The organism is Streptomyces sp. A01 (genome assembly GCF_059026195.1).
In genome coordinates this window covers 159,937-183,610 of the sequence record NZ_JBWLKN010000004.1, presented here as the reverse complement: position 1 = coordinate 183,610, position 23,674 = coordinate 159,937, and the positions used below count along the sequence as shown (strand labels likewise).

Annotated in this window: 20 protein-coding genes and 1 pseudogene; 9 read left to right on the top strand and 12 right to left on the bottom strand. The window is 71.9% G+C overall.

The window, feature by feature from the left end:
• Positions 1-86: 86 nt before the first annotated feature.
• From AC5P1B_RS07000 to AC5P1B_RS06990, 3 genes are read right to left on the bottom strand one after another with little or no spacing between them, the layout of a single operon-like run.
• The gene (locus AC5P1B_RS07000; protein ID WP_493885666.1) at positions 87-1,175 is read right to left on the bottom strand and encodes a threonine aldolase family protein; all 1,089 of its coding nucleotides are present in this window, start codon (positions 1,173-1,175) and stop codon (positions 87-89) included.
• Positions 1,154-1,933: an SDR family NAD(P)-dependent oxidoreductase gene (locus tag AC5P1B_RS06995; protein WP_493885665.1), complete on the bottom strand. Its 780-nt coding sequence runs from the start codon at positions 1,931-1,933 to the stop codon at positions 1,154-1,156. Before AC5P1B_RS06995 ends, AC5P1B_RS07000 begins: the two co-directional genes overlap by 22 nt.
• A gap of 26 nt (positions 1,934-1,959) precedes the next feature.
• Entirely contained in the window at positions 1,960-3,357 is a 1,398-nt protein-coding gene (locus tag AC5P1B_RS06990; RefSeq protein ID WP_493885664.1) for a DUF6421 family protein, read from the bottom strand.
• Positions 3,358-3,701: 344 nt separating this feature from the next.
• Between AC5P1B_RS06990 and AC5P1B_RS06985 the strand changes: the two genes are divergently transcribed.
• The 5 genes from AC5P1B_RS06985 (at position 3,702) to AC5P1B_RS06965 (ending at position 7,536) form a co-directional block, all read left to right on the top strand.
• Complete coding sequence (locus AC5P1B_RS06985; RefSeq protein ID WP_493885663.1) at positions 3,702-4,385, top strand: glycerophosphodiester phosphodiesterase; 684 nt, start codon at positions 3,702-3,704, stop codon at positions 4,383-4,385.
• A gap of 126 nt (positions 4,386-4,511) precedes the next feature.
• The gene (locus tag AC5P1B_RS06980; RefSeq protein ID WP_493885662.1) at positions 4,512-4,904 is read left to right on the top strand and encodes a VOC family protein; all 393 of its coding nucleotides are present in this window, start codon (positions 4,512-4,514) and stop codon (positions 4,902-4,904) included.
• Positions 4,905-5,146: 242 nt separating this feature from the next.
• Positions 5,147-5,311 carry a DUF6191 domain-containing protein gene (locus tag AC5P1B_RS06975; RefSeq protein WP_493885810.1) on the top strand — a complete coding sequence of 55 codons (165 nt, stop codon included), beginning with the start codon at positions 5,147-5,149 and terminating at the stop codon, positions 5,309-5,311.
• 292 nt (positions 5,312-5,603) lie between these two features.
• The gene (locus AC5P1B_RS06970; protein WP_493885661.1) at positions 5,604-6,302 is read left to right on the top strand and encodes a DUF5134 domain-containing protein; all 699 of its coding nucleotides are present in this window, start codon (positions 5,604-5,606) and stop codon (positions 6,300-6,302) included.
• 301 nt (positions 6,303-6,603) lie between these two features.
• Positions 6,604-7,536 (top strand): M56 family metallopeptidase, encoded by a 933-nt coding sequence (locus AC5P1B_RS06965; protein WP_493885660.1) that lies wholly within the window; start codon positions 6,604-6,606, stop codon positions 7,534-7,536.
• 224 nt (positions 7,537-7,760) lie between these two features.
• Here AC5P1B_RS06965 and AC5P1B_RS06960 read toward each other — a convergent pair whose 3' ends face one another.
• The 3 genes from AC5P1B_RS06960 to AC5P1B_RS06950 form a co-directional block, all read right to left on the bottom strand.
• On the bottom strand, positions 7,761-8,423 hold the full coding sequence (locus tag AC5P1B_RS06960; protein ID WP_493885659.1) for a dienelactone hydrolase family protein: 663 nt from the start codon (positions 8,421-8,423) through the stop codon (positions 7,761-7,763).
• A 392-nt stretch (positions 8,424-8,815) separates the two neighbouring features.
• On the bottom strand, positions 8,816-9,376 hold the full coding sequence (locus AC5P1B_RS06955; RefSeq protein ID WP_493885658.1) for a quercetin 2,3-dioxygenase: 561 nt from the start codon (positions 9,374-9,376) through the stop codon (positions 8,816-8,818).
• 224 nt (positions 9,377-9,600) lie between these two features.
• Positions 9,601-10,044, bottom strand: coding sequence for a MarR family winged helix-turn-helix transcriptional regulator (locus AC5P1B_RS06950; protein ID WP_493885657.1), 444 nt, complete (start codon positions 10,042-10,044; stop codon positions 9,601-9,603).
• Between the two features lie 226 nt (positions 10,045-10,270).
• Between AC5P1B_RS06950 and AC5P1B_RS06945 the strand changes: the two are divergent.
• A pseudogene (locus AC5P1B_RS06945) lies at positions 10,271-10,591 on the top strand (SDR family NAD(P)-dependent oxidoreductase); the annotation flags it as partial.
• Between the two features lie 140 nt (positions 10,592-10,731).
• Here the strand turns inward: AC5P1B_RS06945 and AC5P1B_RS06940 are convergent.
• Positions 10,732-11,304 carry a TetR/AcrR family transcriptional regulator gene (locus AC5P1B_RS06940; protein ID WP_493885656.1) on the bottom strand — a complete coding sequence of 191 codons (573 nt, stop codon included), beginning with the start codon at positions 11,302-11,304 and terminating at the stop codon, positions 10,732-10,734.
• A 248-nt stretch (positions 11,305-11,552) separates the two neighbouring features.
• On the opposite strand from AC5P1B_RS06940, the gene AC5P1B_RS06935 reads away from it, so the two are divergent.
• The gene (locus tag AC5P1B_RS06935; protein WP_493885655.1) at positions 11,553-12,734 is read left to right on the top strand and encodes an agmatine deiminase family protein; all 1,182 of its coding nucleotides are present in this window, start codon (positions 11,553-11,555) and stop codon (positions 12,732-12,734) included.
• 85 nt (positions 12,735-12,819) lie between these two features.
• Here AC5P1B_RS06935 and AC5P1B_RS06930 read toward each other — a convergent pair whose 3' ends face one another.
• From AC5P1B_RS06930 to AC5P1B_RS06915, 4 genes are all read right to left on the bottom strand, one after another.
• Entirely contained in the window at positions 12,820-14,541 is a 1,722-nt protein-coding gene (locus tag AC5P1B_RS06930; RefSeq protein ID WP_493885654.1) for an acyl-CoA dehydrogenase family protein, read from the bottom strand.
• Positions 14,542-14,605: 64 nt separating this feature from the next.
• Positions 14,606-15,163, bottom strand: coding sequence for a PadR family transcriptional regulator (locus tag AC5P1B_RS06925; protein ID WP_493885653.1), 558 nt, complete (start codon positions 15,161-15,163; stop codon positions 14,606-14,608).
• A gap of 278 nt (positions 15,164-15,441) precedes the next feature.
• Positions 15,442-16,662 carry a S8 family peptidase gene (locus AC5P1B_RS06920; protein ID WP_493885652.1) on the bottom strand — a complete coding sequence of 407 codons (1,221 nt, stop codon included), beginning with the start codon at positions 16,660-16,662 and terminating at the stop codon, positions 15,442-15,444.
• 392 nt (positions 16,663-17,054) lie between these two features.
• Positions 17,055-17,333: a hypothetical protein gene (locus tag AC5P1B_RS06915; protein ID WP_493885651.1), complete on the bottom strand. Its 279-nt coding sequence runs from the start codon at positions 17,331-17,333 to the stop codon at positions 17,055-17,057.
• Positions 17,334-17,979: 646 nt separating this feature from the next.
• Between AC5P1B_RS06915 and AC5P1B_RS06910 the strand changes: the two genes are divergently transcribed.
• Positions 17,980-19,314: a helix-turn-helix domain-containing protein gene (locus AC5P1B_RS06910; RefSeq protein ID WP_493885650.1), complete on the top strand. Its 1,335-nt coding sequence runs from the start codon at positions 17,980-17,982 to the stop codon at positions 19,312-19,314.
• Positions 19,315-19,553: 239 nt separating this feature from the next.
• On the top strand, positions 19,554-19,979 hold the full coding sequence (locus AC5P1B_RS06905; RefSeq protein ID WP_493885649.1) for a DUF779 domain-containing protein: 426 nt from the start codon (positions 19,554-19,556) through the stop codon (positions 19,977-19,979).
• Positions 19,980-20,132: 153 nt separating this feature from the next.
• Here the strand turns inward: AC5P1B_RS06905 and AC5P1B_RS06900 are convergent, their stop codons facing one another.
• The gene (locus AC5P1B_RS06900) at positions 20,133-22,601 is read right to left on the bottom strand and encodes a putative bifunctional diguanylate cyclase/phosphodiesterase (RefSeq protein ID WP_493885648.1); all 2,469 of its coding nucleotides are present in this window, start codon (positions 22,599-22,601) and stop codon (positions 20,133-20,135) included.
• Positions 22,602-23,674 lie beyond the last annotated feature (1,073 nt).

The window sequence follows — 23,674 nt, the reverse complement described above, 5'->3', positions numbered from 1 at the left end:
CCCGGCGACGCTAAACGAACGGCCGACCGGAGGTCAATCAATTTCCGGTCGGCCGTATATTCATGCATAGACAGGTGTGGCTTGGGCTACCTGGCTATCTCTTCCTTGAGCGCCGCCGCGAACCCGTCGACGTCGTCCTCGGTGGTGTCGAAGGAGCACATCCACCGGACGTCGCCGGCCGCCTCGTCCCAGAAGTAGAAGCGGTAACGCTTCTGCAGCCGCTCGCTCACGTCGTTCGGCAGCCGCGCGAAGACCGCGTTGGCCTGCACCGGGTAGAGGATCTCCACCCCGTCGACCCCGCGGACCGCGTCGGCGAGCCGCTGCGCCATGGTGTTGGCGTGGCGCGCGTTGCGCAGCCACAGATCCTTGGCCAGCAGCGCCTCCAACTGCACGGAAACGAAGCGCATCTTGGAGGGGAGCTGCATGGACAGCTTGCGTATGTGCTTCATCGCGCGGACGGCGTCCGGGTTGAGCACCACGACGGCTTCGCCGAAGAGCATGCCGTTCTTGGTCCCGCCGTACGACAGGACGTCCACGCCCGCCGCGTAGGTGAAGGCCCGCATCGGCACGTCCAGCGAAGCGGCGGCGTTGGCGATCCGCGCGCCGTCGAGGTGCACCTTCATGCCCCGCTCGTGGGCGTGGTCGCAGATGGCGCGGATCTCGTCGGGCGTGTACACCGTGCCCAGCTCGGTGTTCTGGGTGATCGAGACGACCTGGGGCATCGCCCGGTGCTCGTCGTCCCAGCCGTGCGCCTCGCGGTCGATCAGCTCGGGAGTGAGCTTGCCGTCCGGTGTGGGCACGGTGAGCAGCTTCAGCCCGCCGACCCGCTCGGGCGCGCCGCACTCGTCGACGTGGATGTGCGCCGTGTCAGCGGCGATGACCGCGCCCCAGCGGTCGGTCAGCGCCTGGAGGGCGACGACGTTGGCGCCGGTCCCGTTGAAGACCGGGAAGGCGGTCGCCAGCGGGCCGAAGTGGCTGCGCATGACGTCCTGGAGGTGCCCGGTGTAGTCATCCTCGCCGTACGCGACCTGATGGCCCTCGTTCGCCAGGGCCAGCGCGGCGAGGATCTCCGGCGGGGCGCCCGCGTAGTTGTCGCTGGCGAAGCCACGGACCTGCGGGTCGTGGCGGCGCCGGGCGTCGGTCTTGCGGGCGGTTACGGCTTCGCGGTCAGCCACAGGCGGTTTCCGTTCACCTCTCGTGCGGGCTGGTCCCAGACTCCGGCGATGGCATCGGCCAGTTCCTTGACGTCCGTGAAGCCCGCGAACTTCGCGTTGGGGCGCTCGGCTCGCATGGCGTCGTGCACCAGCGCCTTGACCACCAGGATCGCAGCCGCTGATGTCGGCCCTTCCTCGCCCCCCGCCTTGCGGAACGCGTCGGCGAGCGCGAGGGTCCACGCCTCGGCGGCGGCCTTGGCCGCGGAGTAGGCGGCGTTGCCCGCGGTGGGCTTGCTCGCTCCGGCCGCGCTGATCAGCAGGTAGCGGCCGTTGCGGCTACGACGCAGCCCGTCGTGGAAGGCGAGGGAGGTGTGCTGCACGGTGCGTACGAGGAGGTTGTGCAGCACCTCCCAGTCGTCGAGGTCGGTCTCGGCGAAGGTCGCGGACCCGCGCCAGCCGCCCACCAGGTGCACCAGGCCGTCGACGCGGCCGAACTCCTTCTCGGTGCGGGTGGCCCACTCGCGCGCGGCGAGCGGGTCGAGCAGATCGACGGTGTCGCCGGTGACGGTGGCGCCACCATGTGCGTAGCGCGCGGCGTCGACAGCCTCGGCGAGGCGTGCCGCGTCGGCGTCGGCGGCGACGACGATCGCGCCCGCCTCGGCCAGCCGGAGCACGGTGGCACGGCCCGCGGGGCCGGCCGCTCCGGCCACCGCGACGACGGCGCCCTCAAGGGAGCCTCCGTTCGCGTTCGCCGAGCTGGCCACTGCGTTGTCAGTCATCTTCGTCGCCTCCTGATCGGACGTGGTCACGCGGCTATCCGCTCCGCGCTCTCGGCCGTGATGCCCTTCGTAGAGGCGATCACACCCTTCAGCTTCTTGGCGAGAGCCTCGTAGAACATGCTGAGCGGGAACTCGTCCGCCAGCACGTCGTCCACCAGCTTGCGCGGCGGCAGCGACAGGTCCAGAGCGTCGGGGCCCTTGGCCCATACCGAGCCGGGGTGCGGGGCGAGGTAGGAGGAGACCAGCTCGTACGCCTTGAACCAGTGCACCAGCTTGGGCCGGTCGATGCCGTCGCGGTAGAGCTTCTCGATCTCGCCGCACAGCTCGTTGGTGACCTGGGGGGCGCGCGCCCAGTCGATGTGCAGGGTGTTGTCCGTCCAGCGTACGACGTCGCGCTTGTGGAGATAAGCGAACAGCAGCTGGCCACCGAGGCCGTCGTAGTTGCGCACGCGGTCACCGGTGACCGGGAAGCGGAACATCCGGTCGAAGATCACGGCGTACTGCACATCGCGCGCCTGCCCGTACCCCTCGGCCTCCAGCTTCACGGCCTCCTTGAAGGCGGTGAGGTCGCAGCGCAGCTCCTCAAGGCCGTACATCCAGAACGGCTGCCGCTGCTTGATCATGAAGGGGTCGAACGGCAGGTCGCCGTGGCTGTGCGTGCGGTCGTGGATCATGTCCCAGAGCACGAAGGCCTGCTGGCAGCGCTGCTGGTCGGCCAGCAGCTCGCCGACCTCGTCGGGCAGCTCGATGCCGAGCGTCTCGACCGCGGCCTCGCTGACCCGGCGGAACCGCGCGGCCTCGCGGTCACAGAAGATGCCACCCCACGTGAAGCGCTCGGGCGCCTCCCGCACGGCGATGGTCTCCGGGAACAGGACCGCGGAGTTGGTGTCGTAACCGGCGGTGAAGTCCTCGAAGGTGATGCCGAGGAACATCGGGTTGTCGTAGCGGGTGCGCTCCAGCTTCGCCAGCCACTCCGGCCACACCACGCGCAGCACGACCGCCTCGAAGTTGCGGTCCGGGTTGCCGTTCTGCGTGTACATCGGGAAGACCACGAGGTGCTGCAGGCCGTCGGCGCGCAGCTGCGCGGGCTGGAAGGCGAGCAGCGAGTCGAGGAAGTCGGGCACGCCGTAGCCGGAGTCGGCCCAGCGGCGGAGGTCCGTCACGAGCGCCTCGTGGTACGCCGCGTCGTGCGGAAGCAAAGGGGCCAGCTCTTCGATGGCCGAGACGACGCGGTCGACCTCGCGCCGCACGGCGTCGGCCGCGGGGGCGCCCTCGGCCGCGAGATCGATCGAGCCGTCCTTGGACTGCCAGGGCCGGATCGTCTGCACAGCGTCCTTGAGCACGATCCAAGCCGGGTGGTCCACCACCCGTTCCGCGGACAGAACGCCACTCACCACCGTCTCCGGCGCAAGAATTTTCGTCATGATCACTCCTCCACGGAAGAACTCGCGTGGCGCCACCGTATCTGTGAGGAGATCCCCTTCTCAAGTCGAGATGCGAGAAATTATTCGGCCGGAACCCGGTTTGGGCCGCTGTTTTTCCTGTCGGAAGCGGTTTTGGTGATCAACACGACCGATCCCTTCAGGCATCCGGGCCCTCACGCCGCGCTCCTGACGCCGCCACGCCTGGCGGATTCCCGGCGTACACCGCCTGGACGGCAAGGGCCGTTAGGCTGGCCGCCGCCGAGGGCGGCGGCGCGGCGAACGCGTGCCCCTCGCACTCAGCGCAGTCCTGGACAGTCCCTGAGCGGCCCCGAAGAGGAGCAGCGTTGACCTTTCTCACCATCGGACACCGTGGCGTGATGGGTGTCGAACCCGAGAACACCCTGCGCTCGTTCCTCCGCGCGGACCGCGAGGGACTCGACGTCATCGAGCTGGATCTGCACCTCAGCAAGGACGGGGCGCTCGTGGTCATGCACGACGCCGACGTGGACCGCACCACCGACGGCAAGGGCCCGATCCGCGACTTCACCCTCGCCGAGCTACGGGAACTCGACGCCGGGCAAGGCGAGCGCGTCCCCGTCTTCGAGGAGGTGGTGAACGCCGTCAGGGCGCCGATTCAGGCCGAAATCAAGGACGTCGCGGCGGCTCGCGCCCTCGCTGAGGTGCTCACCGAGCGGGAACTGGTCGGCCGCGTCGACGTCATCTCCTTCCACGACGAGGCCATCGCCGAGATCGCGAAGCTGCTGCCGGGCGTGCGGACCGGGCTGGTCGCCAGCCGCTACGGCCTGGACGTGATCGACCGCGCGCTGACCGTGGGCGCGTCCATGCTCATCCTCAACCTCCGCAGGCTGACCCTGGAACTGGTCGAACGCGCCCACGCGGCGGAGCTGAAGGTCATCGGCTGGACCGTCAACACCCCGGAACACCTGAAGATCGCGCGCGGCATGGGCCTCGACGGCGGCACGACCGACTTCCCCGAGATCAAGCGATCAGCCTGCTATACGGCATGACCCCCCGCCGCCGGGAAGGCGCCTCCCCGCGACGGCGCCCCGGGCGGCTGGGACGGGTGAGGCCGCAGGACGTCGGTTGACCGATTTCGACCGCGTTCGCGTACGCGAATGCGTAAGGTCACCAGCATGGTGCATGTACTGAGCAGCCGAGTACTCCTGCGGCCCACCGACCCCGAGCGCTCACGGACCTTCTACGGGCAGACCCTCGGCCTTGACGTCTCACGCGAGTTCGGCACAGGACCGGAGCGCGGCACGGTCTACTTCCTCGGCGGCGGCTTCCTGGAGGTGTCGGGGCGCGCCGACACTCCGCCCGCGCCCGGCTTGCAGCTGTGGCTCCAGGTCGCCGACGCGGACGCCGCGCACAAGGAGCTGTCGGAGCGCGGCGTGCGTATCCTGCGCCCGCCGCTGCGCGAGCCGTGGGGCCTGGTGGAGATGTGGATCGCCGACCCAGACGGCGTGAAGATCGTCCTGGTGGAGATCCCGGCGGATCACCCGCTGCGCTACCGCCCCGGGCTCTGACGCGAGCCCTCACACAGCGCACCGCGCGGTCACCCTTCACCTGAGGCGGCACCGGACGGCGGCTGCGGGCCCGGCGCCGGCCTGGGCCCACGCCGTCGGCCGACCGGCGCGGGAACCAGGAGAGGGCCGCGCGGCGTTGTGCTGTCAGGGACCAGGTCCGAAAAGCTGCCGAAAAGCCCGTCGAAAAGCTGCCGGAAAGCTGCCGGAAGACAGTGCCGCCCGAGGAGGTCGCGTTGTTCAACATGCTGGATGAGCTGTTCGCCCCCGGCCGCAAGCATGAGCAGGCCGAGCGCGACCGCATGGAGCTGTGCCTCGACGACATCGGGGACAGCGACCCGGGCAGGGGGCCGATCGACCTCGTCTCGGGCAAGGTGACGATACGGCCCGCGACGGCCCCCACCGTCTGACGCGGACCACCCTCCCCCCGTCCTCCCGCCCCCTCCTCCCCGTCTCCCACCGCCCGGCTCACGCCGCATGACGGCGTGGGGCAGGGGCCGCGCGGCCGGGGCGGTGCCCGGCGGGGCACCGGACGCCTCGGTGGCGACCGGCGCGTAAGGGAGCGCGTGGTGCCCGGCGCGGCACACGGGGCACCGCTTGGCCGCCCGCGCTCCCCCGCTGCTCCCGTGCGCTCTTCCCTGACACGCATGTGCCATGCCCGGCCGGGCATCCTCTCCGCGTACCCGTAGCGGGAGGTATGCCGTGCACGGACCGCCACTGGTCGGTTGGCTGCTGGTGGGGCTCTGCGCCACGGCGGGCGGGTACTGCCTGCTGCGTATGCGCGGCGCGGCGGACGAACAGCGGCGGTCGGCGGGGGCCGAGGCTTTGATGGGGCTCGGCATGGCGGTGATGGCGGTGCCCACCGGTGTGCTCGACCCACGGCCCTGGGGGCCGCCGCTGTTCGCTGCGGTCTTCACCGTGGCCGCCGCCCAGGCCCTGCTCGCGGCCGGGCGCGGCCATCCCCGGCGACAGCCGCCGAAGCCCCGGCCACAACGGCGAACGCGGGCGCCGAGACACCCGCAGTGCCTGCCTGCGAGCGACCGGCTGCATCACCTGCACCACGCCATAGGCGCCGTGGCGATGGTGTACATGGCGCTCACGATGACCGGCGGCCCCGCACCCCCCGAGCACGCGGGGCACGGCCCGGGTGGCGCTCCCGGTGGCACGCCCGTTCTGACCGGGGTCCTGCTGGCCTACTTCGCGGCCCATGCTGTGCGCTCGGGGATACGCCTGGCTCCTGAGACAGCCGTGCCCGGCGGCGGGTCCGCAGACGGGACCGGCCCGGAGCCCGCCGCCGCGCGGGCGGCCGACGCGGCCGACTGGGCACAGCGGCCCGAGCTCGTCACCGCGTGCCACGCCGTCATGGGCATCGGGATGTTCGCCATGCTGCTGGCGCTGTGACCGCCGACGGGCGATACGAGCGGTGGGCGGCCAGGCGGTGCGGCGACGGGCGAGGGTCTCACCAGCGACGAGGGTCACCAGCGAGGCACACACCGCGGGCGCCCGGGCCACTGGCCCCGGTGCCGTCCTGGGGACGCCTCGCATCGCCCTCGCGCCGCTCGCGGATCGCGTTCGCTCCGTGACGGCGCCCGCCGGGGATCTTCCGGAGGTAGTCACTCCGCAACGCTCCGTGTCCGTGTCATGCGTCACTTCGGGCGCAGGACCGTACAAGGCCCGCCGCCGCCCTCATAGGCTGAGGACCATGATGGTCCCGCTCGTGCTGCTGGTCCTGGGAGCGATGGCCGCGGCAATGGCGCCGCGGATGCTCACCCGCTCCGACTGGCCCGACCGCGAACCGGTGCTCGCCCTGTGGGTGTGGCAGTGCGTCGTGGTCGGCGTGCTGATGTGCTGTGCGCTCGCGATGTCGCTGAGCGCCGCCGCGGCGTGGGAAGCCGTCCGGGGCAACATCTTCGCGCCCGCGCCGAGCGGTGTGATGGAGGCGTACGCGCTGACCGCCTACGGGCCGTGGGCCGCGCCTGTCGCTGTCGCTCTCGCCTGCGGAGCCGTGTGGACCGCCGTCATGCTGACCCGCGAAGTGCGCGGCTCGCGCGCCCAGCGCAGGCAGCAGCGTGCGGACCTGCTGGTGCGCTCCCCGCGGCTGCCGGGTGAGGAGCCCGGCGCCGACCGTCTCGTGGTGCTTGAGGGGGACCGACCGGACGCGTGGTGGCTGCCGGGATCGGCGCCGCAGCTCGTGATCACCACCGCCGCGCTGCGGCGGCTCAACCGGCGGCAGCTGGACGCGGTGCTCGCTCATGAGCAGGGCCACGCCGAAGCCCGCCACCACTGGCTGCTGAACGCCTCGGCGGCGCTCGCCGGTGGATTCCCGCAGGTACCGGTCTTCGCGGCCTTCCGTGACCAGGTGCACCGGCTCGTCGAGCTCGCTGCCGACGACGTCGCTTCGCGCCGCTTCGGGCGGCTGACGATCGCGCTCGCCCTGGTCGAACTCAACGAGGAGCGCGGGGTGTTCGGGCCGTGCCCCAGCATCGCCCAGGTCCCCCAGCGCGTCGACCGGCTGCTCACCCCGGGGCGACGTTTCACCACGGCACGCCGCTGGCGCATGACGGCCGCCGCCGCGTTCGTCCCCATCGTCCCGGTGCTGGTCACGTTCGTTCCCGCGCTGCGGGCGCTGAGTTAGTCCGCGACCGCCGACCCCGCATCGCCCACCGCCGGATCGGTGCTGTGCGCCGACGACCTGACCGACCGGACCGTGCGGGCACCGACCGGACCGTGCGGGCCGGGTCAGGCTCCGCGCGGCGAGCACGGGCGGGCTGCTCCGGCCCCCGCCCCGGCCGAGGCTTCGGTATTCGGTACCAGCAACGGCCTAGGCATAGGCACCAGCAGCGGCTTCGGCCGCCGACGTCAGGCCGTGCCCCCTTCGCTCGCCTTCGGCGAGAGGAACCAGTCGCGGGCGGCGGTGGCCACCTGCTCCAGCGCCTCAGGCTCCTCGAAGAGGTGTGTGGCCCCCCGTACGACGTGGATGTCGTGCGGCGCGGTCAGCCGCTCCGCGGCCTCGCGGTTGAGCTGCAGGACGGTCGTGTCGTTCCCGCCGACGATGAGCAGGACCGGAGCGCGGACCTGCTCCAGCGCGTCGCCCGCCAGGTCGGGCCGCCCGCCCCGGCTGACGACGGCGTACACCCGTTCCGGCCGCTCGACGGCCGCCGACAGCGCCGCTGCCGCGCCAGTGCTGGCCCCGAACAGGCCCACCGGCACGCCGCTGGTCTCCGGCTGCTGATCCAGCCAGTCGATCGCGGCCACCAGCCTGCGGGACAGCAGGGGAATGGCGAAGCGGTGCTCGGCCGTCACCGCGTCCTCACGCTCTTCGTGCTCGGTCAGAAGGTCGAGCAGCAGCGTGCCCAGCCTCGCCCCGTGCAACTCGGCGGCGACCGCGCGGTTGCGCGGACTGTGCCGGGAACTGCCGCTGCCGTGCGCGAACAGCACCACCGACCGTACGGGGCCGGGCACCACCAGATCGCCCGCGAGCGCCGCGCCACCCGCGGGCACCATCACCATCTCGGAGATCATGCCGATGTCACCTCCTTGTGATCCTCCCGGTCTCACATGTCTCACATGCCATGTCCGACGGCGGGTACCCACGCGGCGGACCCCATGCACGCCAGAACCGGCATCCGGCGCATATCGCTCACCCCGACAGCCCGCACGAACGGCGCGTAAACGACTGGGCGCGAACGGTTACCGGCACCCGAGTGGATACCGCGGCGCGGATACGCCGTCGCCGCCTGGACGCGGGCCGAATTCGGGCACGCGTCGAAGTACCGCACCGGGGGACACCGGGGCGGGGTGCGCGACGAGCGGAGGGAGCAGCCGGGCAAGGACCGGAGAGGTGACGTTTCCCCCGGGACAGGGCAGCGCCAGCGGGCGAGCCCGGGGCAGCTGACCTGCGGGGCGACGTGCCGTCAGTTACCTGTGCGCCACCGGTGGTTGGGCAGGTAGCGGACGTCGAAGTTCTGCTCGGCTGCGCGGAACTCCTCGGGGGTGGGGATGTGCGGCTGATGCGGGAGTCCGATGTGGTCGGTGGGGGTGCCGAGGTTCTCAAAGAAGCGCTCGAAGGTGCTGCCGGGGCCCGCGGCCACGCCGACGACCCGGCTGTGGTGGCGCTCGATGCGGTAGGCGTGCGGGCAGTTCTTCGGCACGAAGCCGAAGTCGCCGCCGGTGAGCAGCTTTTCGTGCTGCTCACCCTGAAGGTCCTCGGTGAACAGCCGGACCGCGCCGTCGGTGACGTAGAAGACCTCGTAGGTGTCCGCGTGGGTGTGGGTGGGGATGATGTCGCCCTTGGGGCCCTCGACGGTGAAGAAGTTGAAGGTGTTCCCGGTCTGCTCAGCGCCCGCGTAGACCGTGACCAGGTCGCCGAACAGGTGAGCGCGGTCCCCCATGCCCTTCTCGACGAAGTACGGCACGCCCGGCTCGGCGGGGAGGTGCGAGCGCGAGCGGTAGCGGGTGGCGAACTCCATGGTCATGGACAACCTCCGGGGGCGAGGAACATCGAATCGACACTGTCAGGCTACCTGACACTCAGGTGATGAAGGCGTATGAGGTCACGGTGGGAGGGAAACGCGGGCCCGGGGCGGAGGGACGGGCCGCCGCACCCTGTTCGGCCGACCGGCACCCATGGGCCGCCCGGTCCAACCACTCGGTCAACCAGCCGATCGACCCAGCAGCCGAGACGGCGTCGTTCAGCGCGTCAGGGCGCCCGCACCAGGGGTGGCTCGCCCCAGGGAGCGGCCAGCGCCTCACGCAGCGCGGTGGCGGCGGCGGTGCCGATGCGCTCGGCGAGGACGTCTTCGATGACGGCGATCGTGGCCAGCGCGCGCTCATGGGCGCGGGCGCCTTCGGTGGTGGCGCGGACCAGGCTGCTGCGCCCTGAGGCGGGGTCGGGCACCTGCTCCAGCAGGCCCATGCCGATCAGGCTGTGTACGGCCTGATGGGCGGTCTGCCGGGTGACACCGACCCTGCGGGCGAGCTCGGAGATCGAGGTGCCCTCCGCGTCGAGGGTGGCGAAGACGGCGGCCTGCGCGGCGGTCAGCGGCCGCTCACCCGCGGCCTGCATGCTGGCGAGCAACGCGTCCTCGAACCAGCGCTTGGCCTGGACGAGCGACTGCGGCAGGTTCCGTGCGGGCTCGCTCATGGCTCCTCTGACAGCGGGGGAACCTTGAGCATAGTCACGGCGCGGCGCTCGTTCACGAGAGGCACCGAGGCCGCTCCCGCACTGCCCGCACGTCGCCGGGCCACGCCGCCGTGAGGCCGAGAGGCCGGGCCCTGGCCCGGACCGCCGCGGCAGGCGATTGCGCGCCGCCCTCGCCGGACATGACGTCCGGTGGAGTCATTCGCTCTCCGCACCAGCGGGCGTGGCCATGCTGACGCGGGTCAGGCGTGAGCGGCAGGCGTCGAGAGGACCACTGGTGTCGGAAAAGAAGCGCATTCTCATGACCGGCGCGGGCTCCGGTTTCGGCAGGGAGGCCGCTCTGCGGCTCGCCGACCGCGGCCGCCATGTGATCGCCGCGGTGGAGAACCGCCCGCAGATGACCGAGGTCATCAGCGAGGCGGACAGGCGCGGCGTCACGTTGCGGGTCGAAAACCTGGACATCACCGACGCGCCGCACCGCCTCCAGGCGTGCGGCTGGCAGGTCGATGTCCTGGTCGACAACGCCGCCATCGCAGAGATGGGCCCGCCGGCCGAGGTCCCCATGGAGCCCAGGCGGTCGGCGGGGCGCACACCGCGCGGCGTGGTGCGACCGGCGGGCGGAGCTGCCGGGGCCGCGTACGGGGGCGGGGCCGCGTACGGGGGCGGGGCCGCGTACGGGGGCGGCCGGGCTCACGGGCCGAACTCCGCCTTGATGGCACCGCGGAGCAGGTCACGGGCGCGTTCCAGGGTCAGCGAGCCGCTGAGCCAGCGCTTGCTGAGACCCTCGACCAGGGCGGTGAGGCGGTCGGCCGCGTCGTCGGCGGACACCTCGGGCGGGACGCTGCCATGCCGCTGGGCACGGTCGATGAGCTCGCTCGCGTAGTCGGTCCAGCCCGCGGTGGCGACGCGGAGCTGCTCGCGCAGCTCGGGCTGGAAGACCGCGGTGGCGCGAAGCTCGCCCCAGGCCGTGCTGTTCTCCATGACCTCCGGGGTGTCCTGCATCTCCAGCAGCAGCATCTCCTCCAGGTGCGCGCGGGGATCGGCATCGGGATCGGCGACGGGCTCGGTGTACTGCTCGGCCCGGGTGTTGATGAACTCCAGCGTGTGCGCCAGCAAACCCGCTCGGTCCCGGAAGTGGTAGTAGATCAGGGAGGTCGACACGTCGGCCTCCTCCGCGAGTTCCTCGACGCGCAGGCCCCTGACGCCGCGCTGGGCGATGACTCTGGCGGCTGCCTCCAGGATGACGGTACGGCGACGGGACATGCGCTCACTTCCGCGTTGCGTGGGTCGACGCTCTCAATGCTACCGTCCTTCCTGACTGAAATTTCAGTCAGGAATTGACTCGGCCGATCGCGACCGGACAAGCACTCCGCGTCACCGCTGACCGCCTCACCGCTGTCAGCGCGCCGTCGTGGGCCGCACCGCGCGACACCCGGCCCAGGTCCGCCTCCGACCTCCCCCTCCGCTCCCTCCGCCCCTTCCGCTCCTTCGTCCCACCCCCGGGAGTCACCGTGTCCGATCACCCCCTGTCCCGCCGTACCGCGCTGCGCGCGTTCGCCAGTGTCGGCGTGGTCGCTGCCGGAGTGTCCGCGTGCGGGCCGCAGGACCAGCCGAAGTCCGGCGCCGCCAGTGCCGGCAGCCCGGATTCCCCGGCGGGCGCGGACCGCCGGTTCGGCGCCGAGTGGGAGAGCCACGCGCGCACCTTCATGTCCTGGCCCGCCCTTGAGTCGATCTGGGGCGAGTACCTGCCCTACGTACGCGAGGACATCGCGCGGGTGGCGCGGGCCGTCGCGGAGTACGAGTACGTCGTCATGCTGGCCAGACCCGGCCAGCGGGCCGCCGCTCAGCGGGCCTGCGGTTCACAGGTCGAAGTGATTCCGCTCGCGGTGGACGACCTGTGGGCGCGCGACACCGTCCCGGTGTTCGTGGAGCAGTCCGGCAAGGTCGTCGGCGTCGACTTCAACTTCAACGGCTGGGGCAAGGACAAGCGGGGCAAGGAAAAACAGGAGCACGCCAACGACGCCAAGATCGGGCGCACCCTGCTGGCGAAGTACAAGATCCCGCGCACCCGGGCCCGGCTGGTCTCCGAAGGCGGGTCCTTCGAGACCGACGGCCAGGGCACCCTGCTGGTCACCGAGAGCTCGATCGTCAACAGCAACCGCAACCCCGGCGAGAGCCGGGACGCGATCGAGGCCGAGCTCAAGCGGACGCTGGGCGTCAAGAAGGTGATCTGGCTGGCCGGAGTACGCGGCGAGGACATCACCGACGCGCACGTGGACAGCCTCGTGCGGTTCACCGCACCCGGCGTCGTCCTGCTCGACAAGGCGTTCCCTGGTACTCCCCCCGACTCGTGGTCGCGCTCCTCCGACCAGGCGCGGTCCGTGCTCACCAAGGCCACCGACGCTCGCGGAAGGCGCCTGCGGGTCATCGACCTTCCGCAGCCCGACCCGGACCGGATCACCGGGGAAGGCAGCGACTTCGTGTCGTCCTACGCGAACTTCTTCATCGCCAACGACGCCGTGTTCATGCCCGAGTTCGGTGACAAGCGGGCCGACGACCGGGCGCGCGGGATTCTGCGGGAGCACTTCCCCGGACGCGACATCGTGCCCGTGAAGATCGACACCATCGCCGCCGGTGGTGGCGGCATCCACTGCTCGACCCATGACCAGCCCGGCAAGCCCGCCACCGGCTGATCCCCGTCACCGGCGTCACCGCGTCGGCCTGCCCGGGCCCCCTGGGGGCGGGCAGGCCGACGCGGGCCCCGGCGGGCCCCCGGTGTTACGGCGCCATCTCGTACGCCCCGGCCAGCGCCTCGACGCGCTCCCACACGCGCGCCGAGCGGGCCTCGTCCACGACGGGGCGCCGGACGGCGCCCAGCGCCCAGTTCTGCTGTTCCGCGGTGGCGGAGTCCTTGCCGTGCAGCTCGACGGCGTGCGCGGAGAAGTCGCGTACGAGGACGGCGAACAACTCGTCGAGCACGTCCTCGTCGAGGCCGGTCAGGCGCGCCTGCTCCAGGATCAGCTGGCCGTGCACGACGAGCGCGAACAGCTGGCCGACGGCGAGCAGAAGATCCAGGTCGCGGCTCTGCTCCTCGCCGGGGGCGGCGGTCCTGACGAAGTCGCACAGGGCGTCCGCCTGCTCCCGGAAGCGGCCGACATTGGGGACGTCGGCATACGCGTCGTACGCGGTGCGCCAGTCGTGGAAGCGTACGGAGCCGAGGCCCCGGGCCGGGCCCTGCCGGAAGAGGAACGCGTCGTCGGCCGCGTCGAGGCGGGTCGGCACGGTCGCGTACTCGGCCGGGTCGAGCAGGTGGTTGCGCAGGAACTTCAGGATCAGTGCCAGGTTGACGTGGACCGTGCCCTCCAGCTTCGGCAGCCCCCGGATCTCGGTGGCGGCCTGCGCGAAGTAGGTGTCCTTCTCGAAGCCCTTGGCGGCGATGACGTCCCACATCAGGTCGATGACCTTCTCGCCCTCCGTGGTCACCTTCATCTTCGTCATCGGGTTGAACAGCAGGTAGCGGCGGTCGTCGGGGCCCGCGGAGCGGAAGTAGTCGACGGCGCGGTCGCTGAACAGCTTCATCCCGACGAGGCGGACGTAGGCGTCGCTCAGTTCGCGGCGCACGTGCGGGAAGGCGGTGACGGGGCGGCCGTAGAGGACGCGGTGGTGGGCGTGGGTGACGGCCTCGTACATCGCGTGCTCGCAGATGCCGATCGAGGCCGTGCACAGGTTGAACTTGCCGACGTTGACGGTGTTGAGGGCGGCGTCGAACGCGGCGCGGCCCGTGTGCAGGACGTCGTCGGGACCGACCGGGTAGCCGTCGAGGCGGAACTCGCTGACGTATTTCGAGGAGTCGACGACGTTCTTCACGAGGTGGTACGCCGGGTGGCGGCTGTCCGCGGCGAAGAAGACGTAGCCGTCGGGGCCTTCGACGTCGGTGCGGCGGCCGAAGACGGAGACGAGCCCGGCGGCGTTGCCGTTGCCGATGTAGTACTTGGACCCGCTGGCCCGGAAACCGCCGTCGCCGTCGGGCTCCAGCAGCATGTCGGTGGAGTAGATGTCGGCCCCGTGGGCCTTCTCCGACAGGCCGAAGGCGAACACCTCGCCCTGGGAGAGGAGTTCAGCCGCGCGGGTGCGGGCGGCGGCGTTGTCGCTCTGCCAGACCGGGCCGAGACCGAGGATGGTCACCTGCCACGCGTACCAGTAGTCGAGCCCGTAGAACCCGAAGATCTCGTTGAGGGCGGCGATCCGGGCGGTGTCCCAGCGCTTGTCCGCCTCGTCCCCGGCGGCGGAGGCCGGGGTGAGGAAGGTCGCGAACAGCCCTTCCTCGGCGGAGAACGCGAGGAAATCCGCCAGCCAGGCGCGGGAGCGGTAGTCCTCGATCAGCCTGCGCTTGCCGCGGTCCTCGAACCAGTCGACGGTGGCGCGCAGCAGCCTGCGGGTCTCGGGGTCGAAGTGCGCCGGGTCGTAGGTGCGCGGGTTGAACAGCAGCTGGTCGGCCATGGGTGTTCGCCTTTCCGGCTTCGAGGGTTGAGGGATGAGGGCGGGGGCGGCTCGCCGCACCGGTTCAGCGCGGGGAAGCGAGCCGGTGGAGGGTGGCGAGTACGTCGTCGAGCCAGGTGAGCGTCATCCGCTCGTACGCGATGCCGCCGCGCAGCACGACGTGCTGGAGCTCCCGCCCGGCGTCGGGCGTCCGGGGTGCCTCGGGTCCGGTGAAGTCGCGCCGCTCCCCCGCGAGGTAGTGCGCGAGCCGGTCCGTATGGATCTGGTGGTGCCGCTCGACCTCGCGGATCAGCGCGGCCGGGTCGTCGAAGGCCGCGCCGCGGATCTTCACGGCGAGGTCGTGGCGGACGCTCTCGGGCTCGATCGGCTCGTGCAGCCACTGGGACAGGGCGGCCCGGCCCGGGGCGGCGACGGAGTACTCCTTCTTGTCCGGCCGGGCCTGCTGGGGCACCTCGCGGACGTCGATCCAGCCGTCGCTCTCCATGCGCTTGAGGACGCGGTAGATCTGCTGGTGCGTGGCGGTCCAGAAATAGCCGATGGACCGCTCGAACCGCCGGGCCAGCTCATAGCCGGAGCCCGGCTTCTCCAGCAGGGAGACGAGGATCGCGTGGTCGAGCGCCATGCCACGATCCTCCTATGCAACTCGTTGCATAGACAAGCGGCACCGCCAGGGTGAGACGCGGCTCACCCGGAGGCAGCCAGGCTTGGAGGGGCTGCCGGCCCGCTGCCCAAGCCGGTGGCTGGGCCCCGGTTTCCGCCCGGGAACGCGGAAGAGGGCGCCTGGACCGGGCCGGAGCCCGTCAGACGCCCTCCGCCAGCCCCGGAGGACCGGTCACCTCGTGCTCGGGCCGCAGCGGCCGCACGTCGGCGGACCGAGGTGCGAGCGCTGGGCGGGCCGGGTTACGGGACGATACGCAGGAGCTTGTTGGGTGAGCCGCTGCCGGGGCTGGTGACCTTGCCGGACGTGGCACCGTTGACCAGCGCCGTGGCGACCTGGGCCGGGGTGGCGTTGGCGTGCCCGGCGAGGTAGACGGCTACGGCGCCCGCCACGTGCGGCGTGGCCATGGACGTTCCGGAGATGGTGTTGGTGGCGGTGTCGCTGGTGCGCCAGGCGCCGGTGATGCTGGACCCCGGGGCGAACAGGTCCAGGATGGAGCCGTAGTTGGAGAAGCCGGACCGGGCGTCGGTGTTGGTGGTCGAGCCGATGGTGAGGGCCTCGGTGACGCGGGCCGGTGAGGTGTTGCGGGCGTCGCGGTTGTCGTTGCCCGCGGCGACGGCGTAGGTCACACCCTTGCTGATGGAGTTGCGTACCGCGGTGTCCAGCGCGGTGCTGGCGCCGCCGCCCAGTGACATGTTCGCCACCGAAGGCCCGCTGTGGTTGCTGGTGACCCAGTCGATGCCTGCCACGACGCCCGCCGTGGTGCCCGATCCGCTGTTGTTGAGCACCCGGACGGCCACGATCTTCGCCTTCTTGGCCACACCGTACGCGGTTCCCGCGGCGGTGGAGGCGACGTGGGTGCCGTGGCCGTGGCCGTCCTGGGCGACGTTGTCGCCGTCAACCGCGTCGTAGCCGTTCACGGCGCGGCCGCCGAAGTCCTGGTGGCTGATGCGCACACCGGTGTCGATGACGAAGACGGTGGCCCCGGCCCCCGCGCTGTCGGGGTAGGTGTAGTTCTTGTCCAGCGGCAGGTTGGCCTGGTCGACGCGGTCCAGGCCCCAGGAGGGCGGGTTGGGCTGGGTGGCGGTGGCGTGGACCTTGGTGTCCTGGAAGACCCGGTCCACGGCGGGGTCGGCCGCGAGTCTCTTCGCCTCGGCCTCGCTGAGCTGTGCGGAGACGCCGTTGAGCGCGGTGCGGTAGGTGTGCTTGACCGTGCCGCCGTACTTGGCTATCAGTCTCCTGCCTTCGGGCGAGGCGGCTTTGAGTCCGGCGGCCTTGTCGAGCGTGACGATGTAGCTGCCCTTGACGGCGCCCGCCGTATTCGCGTCGACGATGCGGCCCTCGGTCTGGTGTGCGCCGGGGGTGGCCTCCGCGGGCAGTGCGGTGACCGGTCCGAGAGCGGTGGCGGCGGCCACCGCCGTGATCGCTGTGACGATCCTTGCCTTACGCGTCAGTGGTGCCATGGTGAGGGGTCCTCCTCATCGTGGCGCGCTGAGGTACGCGCGCGAGCGGGGGGTGAAAAGGCGGTGCGGAACGTGCGCTGGGGGAACGTCCCGGGCGGACCGACAGGGCGGGGCCCGGGGACCGGACCGAGGGGCCAGAGCGGGTCCGAGCGCACTGCCCGGCCGCTGGTTCGCCGGTCCCTACGGAGCGGTCCGGCCTCATCCGCGCGTACGGAGCGCGCCTCGCGTCTCCGGTCTCCCGGCGCCCGCGGTATCCCAGCCCGCCGCGTCGCCGCGGGTGGGAGTCGCGTGGGTCGCCGGCACCGGAGGGGTGCGGGCGCGCCCGCACCAGGCGGGGCTTGGTGGGGCTCGGGTGGGGGTGACAGCGGTGGAGCTCCGGTGGGGCCGGAAGCTCAGTGGACGCTCAGGCCGTACGCGCTGAGCACCTCGGGGACCGGCTGGAAGAACGTCGTCCCGTCAGGACGGCGGTCGCGGCCGCCGGAGGTCAGACCGACGGGCTCACCGCAGGGGCGCGGTGAGCCTGCGGTGCCGCCGGGTCCGGCGCGGCCGGTGGGGTGGCTGCTCAGGCCGCTGACGGTGACGCCTTCGCCGTAGTCGGCCATTCCGGTGCCGGTGACGTTCGGACGCGCACGCCGGACCGGTCCACCGTGGGGGGTGATGTGCTTGGTCACTATCTGTCCTCCTGCTGGAACCCGGGGCACTGAACGGGTGCGGCCCCGTGGCTGCGTGGACCAGCGGCGCGCCGTCCGGCACCGCCGCACCTGACGGTCGGCCAGGTGGGAGGAGGCCGGGGGGCGAAGTCCGCATGTCCATGACGTGTACCGAGCGATCGAACCGTCGCATCGGGGGCCTGCCGCGTCAACGCGTTGTGCTGCCGCAGCGGCGAGTTGTCAAAAACAGGCAACACCTGACACCAAGCGGTCCCGGGCGGCCACTCTCGTGCGGCGTGCCGCGCACCCCCGGTCCCGTACGGCGTCACGCGGGGGCCTGGCGTCCGGATACCGGTACGCCGAAGACGTGTTCCAGCCAGGAGCGCGAGAACGGCCCGCGCCGCTTCCCTCCACGCGGGTTGACGCGCTATACAGCCCGTACAAGCGGTACCCGGTGCTCCACAACCATGGCGGCCAGGACCACGCGGATCGTCATCCGCGCGCCGGCTCCTCCTCGCCACCTCCCCACCGCGCACCGCTGCGTCAGCACACCCATAGACCCCATGTCATGACCGGTCGCGGCGGGTTCAGCTGAGGCGCTGTCCGGATCGCGGTCGGCCTCCGAGCCCGCGCCGAGACCCACCGAGCGCACCAGCGAGGGGAAGCTGTGTCCTCCAACGGAGACCGGGACGCGCGGTCCTGGGCGGACTTCAGCAGGCGGTTGCGCGCCTGGCGGCGGAGGCGCGGGCTGACGCAGCGTCAACTCGGGACGCTGGTGGGCTACGACCACAGCCTGATCAGCCGGTGGGAGAGCGGCGAGCGCGAGCCGCTCGGGGCGGCCGTGCGGCGCCTGGACGAGGTGCTTGACACCGGCGGCGCGCTGGCCTCCGCCCTGGCGGGTCCGCCCAGGGAGGCAGCGGCGGCCGACTTCACGGTCGCCGCGCACCAGACGCTGTTCTCGCCCATGCCCGCGGAAGCCGTCGGCGGGACGGACGAGTTGCTGGACCCCAGCCACTGGCCCGCCCGGCTGACCCACGCCGAGCTGATGTGCCCGCTGCACGGGAACGCGCACTGCCCGGTCCCGGACTTCCCGTACGTGCTCGGCGTCGTCACCCACGGCCTGCCCGAGCCGCCGGACAGGCTGGACACGGACCTGATCCACGGCCTGACCGCCCTGCTGGAGTGCCTGGTCCTGCGAAACCGCGCCGAGCTGCCCAGTGGCGACCGGGCCTGGGCCGAGCGGGTGCTGCGCCTGGTGGTGGGCTGGGCCCGGTCGGTGCACGCGTCCGGTCACCTGCCCATCAGCCAGCTGATCCTCAGCGCGCACTACGCCGTGCTGGCCGGTCGCCTGCGCAAGCAGTGGGGCCAGAACGCCACCGCCATGGCCTGGTTCACGCACGGCATGCGATGGGCGCAGGCCAGCGGGGACATCGTGGCCCAGGCCACCCTGCTGGGCGAGATGTCCATGCTCGCACGGGTGGAGCACGATGTGGCGTCAGCCCTGTCCTACGCCCAGGCGATGCGCGAGCTCACCCCGGACCGGGGCTGGGCCGTCATGCTTTCCCATCTCCACCAGGCGCGCGGCACCGCGCTGCTCGGCGACCGCCGGGAGTGCCGGCGGCACCTGGCACTGGCCCGGCGGCGGCTCGACGCCCTCGACCAGCGTGACCGGGAGGAGTCCCGGCGCCTGGACGGCACCCAGGGGCTGACGCACCTGGAGGCCAACGCCGGAGCGGCCCTGCGGGATCTCGCCGTCTCGACCGGTGACCGGAGGATCGCCTGGCAGGCGGTGCGCTCCACGCGTGCGTCGCTGGTCCACCTCCCGGAGTGGAGGCAGCCGCTGCGCCTGCTGCTCACGCTGCGGCTGGCCGACAGCTATGCCTGCGCGGGCGACCTGGACGCCGCGTGGGAGACCGCCTCGCCCGCCCTCCGGACCGCCGCGCTGACCTCAAGGGCCCTGATCGCCGAGGAGTTGCGGAGGCTGTCCCTGCGGCTGGGCTGACCCTCCGCGCCGTCAGGGGCGGTGCGGGCCGGTCCCGCGACACGACGGCTGCGACCGGTCCGTCACCTGTGCCCGGAAAGGCCCGCAGGCGGCGCCTGACGCGAGCCGCGCCGCCGTAGGCAACCTCTTCGCAACGTCGTAGGGCGTTGACTGGCCACGCGCCGTACTGGCTCACTGGCCGGACCCGGTCCTCCCGGCCGCCTGGCAACCTACGCCGCCTGACTACCTACGGAGCCGCCATGAGCGAAGAGTCCGCGACGGGTGACGAGTCGGCCTCGGGTGAGGCGGGCGGGGTGTCGCGCATCGCGCTGACCGAGGCGGCGGCCGGGCTCCTGCGGCACCTCACGCGGGCGCACGGGCCGCTGATGTTCCACCAGTCCGGCGGCTGCTGCGACGGCAGCTCGCCCATGTGTTACCTGAGGGGCGAGTTCCGTACGGGTGCGTCCGACGCGCTGCTGGCCTCGCTGACGGTGCCTGGCGTGGACGACCCGATCGACTTCTGGATGTCCGCCGACCAGTTCGCACGCTGGCGGCATACACGTCTCACCGTGGATGTGGTGCCGGGCAGAGGCAGCGGATTCTCTCTGGAAGCCCCCGAAGGGGTGCGCTTCCTGATCCGCTCCCGGCTGCTCACCGACGAGGAGCGGAAGCTTCTCGACGGCTGAGCGGTCCGCGCCCTGGCATCCGGTGCGGGCGGCTGACGCGGACGGCGCGCCAGCCGCCCGCTGGCCGTGCCCGGTCTCCGCGTCGGCGACCGGCCGGGAGCGACCGGCCGCCCGCGACCGGTACCCCCGCGACCGGCGCCCAGGCGTCGGCGGTCAGCCGCTGGCGACGTCGGTCAGGGCCAGCTCGTGCAGCCGGTCCGGCGGACCCGGGCGGGCGTAGTACCAGCCTTGCGCGGTGTCGCAGCCCAGCATCCGCAGGTGCTCGGCCTGCGACCCGGTCTCCACGCCCTCCACGGTCACCGCCAGGTCCAGCGTGTGCGCGAGCGAGACGATGCCTTCCACGATCTTGACGTCGATGGGGTCGGCGGGGTCCCGCTGCATGCCCAGCGTGAACGAGCGGTCCAGTTTCAGCGTGCTGACGGGCAGCCTGCGCAGATAGGCCAGGTTGGAGTAGCCGGTGCCGAAGTCGTCCAGGGCGATGTCCACGCCCAGGTCGGCGAGCTGCCGCAGCGGGCGCAGCGCCTCCTCGTCGGCCCCGATCAGGTCGTTCTCGGTGACTTCCAGGCACAGCGCGGCAGGGTCGAGACCCGCGTCGTCGAGCACCGCCACGGTGTCGGAGACCAGGTCCGGGTACCGCAGCTGGCAGGGCGAGAGGTTGACGTTGACCCGCAGCTGGTCTCCCGCGTCACCGGCGTCCCGCCAGGCGCGGGCCTGCCGGGCGGCCTCGGTGAGCACCCAGCGGCCGAGCGGCACGATCAGCCCGGTGCTCTCCGCGAGGGCGATGAACTGGTCGGGGCCGAGGACCCCGTGCACCGGATGCAGCCAGCGCACGAGTGCCTCAGCGCCGCGCACGGTGCCGTCCACGAGCCGTACCAGCGGCTGGTACTCGATGAAGAACTCGCCGTTCTCCAGTGCGGCGGGCAGGCCGTTGGTCAGGCTGTGGCGCGCGATGACGCGGGCGTCGGAGGCCGCGTCGGCGACCTCGTAGCGGTTGCCGCCCGCCGCCTTGGCCCGGTACATCGCGATGTCGACGCTGCGCATCACCGCCGCCCTGCTGGTCTCCCCGCGGGCCCCGCAGGCGACGCCGATGCTGGCACGTACGAGCAGGTCGCGGTCCTTGACCCGGACGGGCTCGGCGAGCGCGGCGAGCATGCGTTCCGCGAGGGCGACAGCGTCGCTCTGGGCGCTCGGGCCGACGGTCAGCGCGAAGAACTCGTCGCCCCCGGGCCGGGCCACCAGCTCGTACGGGGAGCTCACACACGTCTGGAGTCGTTCGGCGACGGCTATCAGCAACTGGTCGCCGACGACGTGGCCGAGGCTGTCGTTGACGGCCCGGAAGCCGTCCAGATCGAGGTAGCACATGCCGAAGCGGCTGGTGTCCGCCTCGTCGGCGGGCGGCGTGCCGCCGTCGCGCGCGAGGGGCGCGGTGCTGTCGTCCGTCAGCCGTGCGGCGCCGTCGCACGCGAGGTGCGCCGGGTCGGCGGCGTTGACATCGGTGTCAACAGTGGCGGTGCCATCGGCGGCGGGGCCCGCGGTCTCCAGGGCGCCGTCGTCGAACGCCTGGTCCGGCGCGGATTCCAGCACGGCGGGCGCGCCCGTGGCCGCCACCGAGCCGTGCGCGGCAGCCGATCCGGGGACGGCGGCGACCGCCTCGTCGAGCCGTTCGAAGAACAGCGTGCGGTTGGGCAGGCCCGTGAGTTCGTCGTGCGTCGCCTCGTACCGCAGGCGTTCGCGCAGCCTGCGCTGCTCGGTGATGTCCTCCATGAGCGCGAGCTGGTACTGCGGGGCGCCCGTCGCGTCCCGCAGCAGGGTGACGGTCAGATTCGTCCACAGCACGCTGCCGTCGCCCCGGTAGTACGGCTTCTCCATGCGGAAGTGCTCGCGCTGACCGGTGATCAGCTCGTGGTAGATGTCCATCGCCGCCGGGATGTCCTCCGGGTGGGCCCAGTCCACGACGTTCTCACCGAGGAGGTGGTCGCCGGGGCGGCCGAGCATCTGGGCCACCGCGTCGTTGACGAGCAGCACCTGGCCCTCCAGGTCGGCGACGCCGACGCCGATGACCGCGCCGTCGAACACCGCCTGGAAGCGTGCCTCGCTCGCGTGCAGCGCCTGCTCGGCGGCGGCCCGGGCGGCGAGCGCGTCCCGGGAGACGGATTCCTGCTCGCCCTTGACGCGGTCGCTGAGCGCGCGGGCGAAACCGGCGGCGAGCGCGTGCTGGAGCCGGGCGCAGCGGGACCGGCTCTCCTCGGCCGCCATCGGGCGGTCCGGCGGGCAGTACAGCACCAGGTAGGCGTCGAGCACGCCCAGCGTCAGGGGCAGCACCCCGGCGTCGGCGCCCTGGACTGTGACGAGCGCGCCGCCGACCTCGTAGGCGGGCCGGGTGTCCAGCGGCACGGTGCGCAGCGCGTCGCTCAGCCGACGCGCGAAGGGCACCAGGCAGCGCTCGAACTCGGCCTCGGGCATGGATGTTCCCAGGGCCGGGTGGACGGCCCTGCTCCAGATTCTGGCGAACCGCTGGAGCCGGTCGGCTTCACTTTCCGGCGCCGTACGGTACGGCTCGGCGCGTTCCGGCGCCGTGCCGTACCGCTCGGCGTCCTGTCTCCCGCTCGGCCTCGCGGTCACGCCTCGCGCCTCACTGCGGCCCGCTCCATCAGTTGCTCTCCAGCTCTCGGGGGGGGTGGTCCGGTCTCCGCGCGCCGTTGCTGAGCCGACATTACTGATCGGCCGTTCGAAGGGAAGACGTAAACGGAAATCTACGATCCGCATGCGACCACGGGCCAGGCCGAATTCTGCCGTGCTGAGGGCGTCCGCGTCGCGTAGCGGGCGTGTGATGTGGGTCCGGTGGGAGCCCGGGGGCGGAAGATGGCCTCGGGACACCGTGATTCGCCGCAGCGTCCCCTGCGCTTTCTCCCGCGTTCATCCCAGCCGCTCCCCGCCCGTGCGACCGGTCGGCCCGGGCGACCGGCTCGCGCCGTCGTGCCAGGTCCGGGCGCGTTTCCCGGCTGGTCCGCGCTGCGTCGCGGTGCGCGCCGGCGGCGCGGACCGGGCGTACGGCTCCGGCCCAGCGCACTGCCGCGACCGGTCATCCACTCGTGCCCCGCGGGCCCGCGGGTCCTTGACCGGTCCGCTGTCGTGCCAGTGATTGCGCCAGCCGTGACGTTCCTCCACTCCGTCTGTAGTGGTCTCCGGAGTGGAGGTGACGTACGTGCGCCCGGAGCGCGGGCAGCGCCGTGAGCCACCTTGGCCGAAAAGGGCTCACCCACTCCGACACCACCCGCATCCATGGCGGCGAATCCGGCGCGGATCACCGGCCGCTGGCCCGAGCAGGGCCGCTCACGCCGCGGCGGGCCGTCCTGGGTATCCGAGGTGGGACCCGCCCGCGTATCCGACGCGTAGTCGGTGTTGAGCGTGTCCGCTCCATCCGGCCGACTGTCATCGCGCAGTCGGCCCCCTACGGGCGAGACGCGTGTCACACCCGACAAGCCCACCGTCCGCGTTTATCGGCAAGGGTTGTCAAGTGCGCGGAGCAGCACTCTTGTCGCTTCCGGCAGCCGGGCAGGTCAAGACGGTGCCAATCCGGAGAGCCCGCTTGTCACTTTGAAATTCTTCGAAAGGCTGGCTCTCCTGCGTTACGCACCGGAAACTTGAAGGAGATACCAGTACGGGGGCGTTGACATACAGGTCGCAGCACGGGG